Genomic DNA, 3,000 nt, shown 5'->3' on the forward strand with positions numbered 1-3,000 from the left:
ATAAGAAGGTTACAAACTCTACCTTTTTTCTAGCGGCGCATCTTCAGAACCAGAAAACAACACATAATCAAAGATAGGAGGAAGTGCAGGCTCACTACGAGTAACTCTAACCTTTTTCGTACTCCGACCAAACCAACCCTCGGTATTTATATCAAACCCCTGAAACCCCAAACTTCCGCAAGAAGCAATACCAATATGAAAAGACTTAAAGCGGGGAGTAAGGCGCATAAGTTTTACTTCGCTAACATCATCCGGAAGATCCGCAAATAAATCTATACTCTGATGATAATCGTAATCCACACCATCAAATTCAGCCTCCCCCCCATGAGAAGCAAAACCATAGCTACTGTCACCATAAATTTGCTTCCAAACCAACCACTCCGAACCGTTGTTATAAACTACACTAACCTCCAACCCAATATCCTCAGAAGGGCAGTTTTCTGCTTCTAAACACCAGTAAAGGGTGATGTCCTCACATCCTGAAGTACTGGCATTCTCCAAATTCAACTCCACAGCATCATCTTTTTCCACTATTCCCGCCACTTCGTCGCCTAATTCTGAAACTGAAAAACTACAGTCATAATCATCCCGGTCACAGTCAACAAGCTGCCTACAATCACCAGCATCTGCAACATCACAGCAATACTCTACCACATTACCGCTTGCCACATCACCACGAGTAATCTCACCTCCCTTAATCATTCGCAAAGCCTCTTCTGCGCAAGACTCGGAAAAATGTAAAGCCTGATTTGCCTCTTCTGAAAAAGTTGATTGTTGAATAAGAAACGTTGAGCGGGTAGCCACACCAGCTCCAACCAATAGAGAAGTGGCAACCACCAAGAGGATAATAACTAGAGTTTGTCCTGATTCGTTCATTTGCATGGGCAAGAAACCTAAACCCAATCTAGCATAACCCCAAACCAGCGTCAACTAAAATCCAAAACCAGCACCCGGCATTCCGCGTTCCGCCTTCGTCAGTCGAAGATTCCTCCTCAGAATGACTTCTATCCATCATTTAAAATTCAAAATTTAAAATTTATTCTCTATATTCCTATCTCTTATTCTCTTATTCTCTTATTCTCTTATTCTCTTATTCTCTTATTCCTTAACTCCAAAAATCATTAACCACAAATCCTAACTCAAATTCATACATGCTACTTACTACTAGCTACTAAATACTACTAATCACGTGATAAACTGGAAAGAGCCCTGTTATAATAACCAGTATGAGGAGGATTTTACGAAGAGTTCTGCGCAAAATCTTAAAAATACTAACCAAGGCTACTCTCAAAAAGCACAAGCCCCAAATAATTGCTCTGGTTGGCGAAAGCAGAACAGCACTTCTAAGAGAAGCGCTTTACACTGCTATTCACAAACAAGTTCCCACTAGAAGGAACATTGAATCTCCAGAAGCTGAATTTGTGGTGCCCTTAACCATAATCGGAGCAAAGCACTACCCACAAAACTGTTTTAAATGGATTACTTTGATCGGCAAAACTATTGCTCAACTTATCCTCCTTAAACCGCACCAAAACGTACTAGTTCTCGAATACAATACAAGCCTTTCTGAAATTTTAAAATATTGGTTAGAAATAACAAATCCTAAGATTATAATTGAATGCGGAAAACGTCCCCAAACAAGGTATCAGGGCGAGGAAAAGAAATACAAATTAACTGAGGACGAAAGCATCAACTTAGAAAAGATTTCAAAAATTGTTAAGAAAATTGCCAGTGATCTAGAATTAACTACAAACAAACTTGAACAAAATTTAAAAGACTTACCTCTCCCCCAACCACGAATCAAAATTTTACCTGGAAAGAAAGGGTACTTAGTAATTGATGCTACCTACATTTATTTTCCACCACTAGAACAAAGTTTAAACGAAATCCTAAGTTCACTTTCGGGAAGAAAGATCTGGATCCGCTCAAAAAACGATTGGGAAAAAGCAAAACTTGGGCCCCAAGACATTGTAATTATAATAGGTCCACGAAAAAATTCACTACCGGTGGTTGAAGACGCACGCCAAGATCCACTAGAAATCTAGAAATTAAGTCATAAGATATAAGAAACATAAATCATAACAATAGGGTATAGCAGCTTATATTATCTAGTTATTTGTCTTTGTAGTTACAATTTCTCGCTAACAAGAACCTATGTCAAGGATATCCATGGATCTCGAAAAAGAGGAAAAGCTTGTAAAGAAGGCACAAAGAGGTGGACGCGCCGGACAAAAAGCTTTTGAAGATATCTATGCCCATTACCAACCACACATCACCACCTTTTTCAAAGCCCAACTAGGACAAAATAGAGAAACGGAAGATCTAGTCCAAGAAACATTTACAAAAGCATTAAAAGGCTTAGATTCCTTCCAATGGCAAGGCGTCTCTCTTTCAGCTTGGTTGTATAGGATAGCTAGAAATGTTCTTATTGATTACTTTCGAGAAAAGGAAAAAAGAGAAAGTACTAGTCTTGAGAAAATCGCACCACCAGTTTCAAAAGAGGAAACGCCTCCTACCTCCTACATTAAGGAAGAAAAGACTCAACTACTCCAAAACCTTATAAACCAGCTTCCCAGAAGAGAACAAGAAATAATTTACCTAAAATTCTTTGAAGGACGAAGAAACAAAGACATTGCTAACATGATGAACTTAAGCGAAACCAATGTGGGGACAATAGTCCACCGGTGTATGAAGAAACTAAGAAAGAAAATCAAAGAACAAGAGACACCACTCCAAGAAACCAAAGATTAAGCTCGAGTTATTTCAGCACCGAGTTGACGCAATTTATCTTCAAAATTTTCATAACCCCGATCAATATGTTCAACACCGTAAATCTTACTTTCACCGTTCGCTGCCAAAGCAGCTATTACTAAGGTAGCACCTGCTCTAAGATCTGGTATCTTAACCTCAGATCCCTGCAACTTTACAGGACCACGTATGTTAGCCACCACCCGAGGCTCGCGCTCTTCTAACCAATCAAAGCCATAATTATCCGGATCA

At 39.3% G+C, this 3,000-nt stretch carries 4 protein-coding genes; 2 read left to right on the plus strand and 2 right to left on the minus strand.

The genetic code is table 11. The annotated features are described in order from the left end of the window. Positions 1 to 18: 18 nt before the first annotated feature. Positions 19 to 876 (minus strand): hypothetical protein, encoded by an 858-nt coding sequence (locus U9M98_03100; protein MEA2020677.1) that lies wholly within the window; start codon positions 874 to 876, stop codon positions 19 to 21. Between the two features lie 350 nt (positions 877 to 1,226). Here U9M98_03100 and U9M98_03105 point away from each other — a divergent pair, with 350 nt between their 5' ends. Beyond that, entirely contained in the window at positions 1,227 to 2,045 is an 819-nt protein-coding gene (locus U9M98_03105) for a hypothetical protein (GenBank protein MEA2020678.1), read from the plus strand. Between the two features lie 109 nt (positions 2,046 to 2,154). Then, on the plus strand, positions 2,155 to 2,751 hold the full coding sequence (locus U9M98_03110; GenBank protein ID MEA2020679.1) for an RNA polymerase sigma factor: 597 nt from the start codon (positions 2,155 to 2,157) through the stop codon (positions 2,749 to 2,751). Here the strand turns inward: U9M98_03110 and U9M98_03115 are convergent. After that, positions 2,748 to 3,000, minus strand: a 253-nt coding sequence (locus U9M98_03115; protein MEA2020680.1) for a hypothetical protein, incomplete at its 5' end; no start/stop codon positions are given. The two genes, U9M98_03110 and U9M98_03115, sit on opposite strands and share 4 nt — an antisense overlap.

Source organism: Patescibacteria group bacterium (genome assembly GCA_034659915.1).
In the GTDB taxonomy this organism is placed as follows: domain Bacteria; phylum Patescibacteriota; class WWE3; order JAUXAW01; family JAYEID01; genus JAYEID01.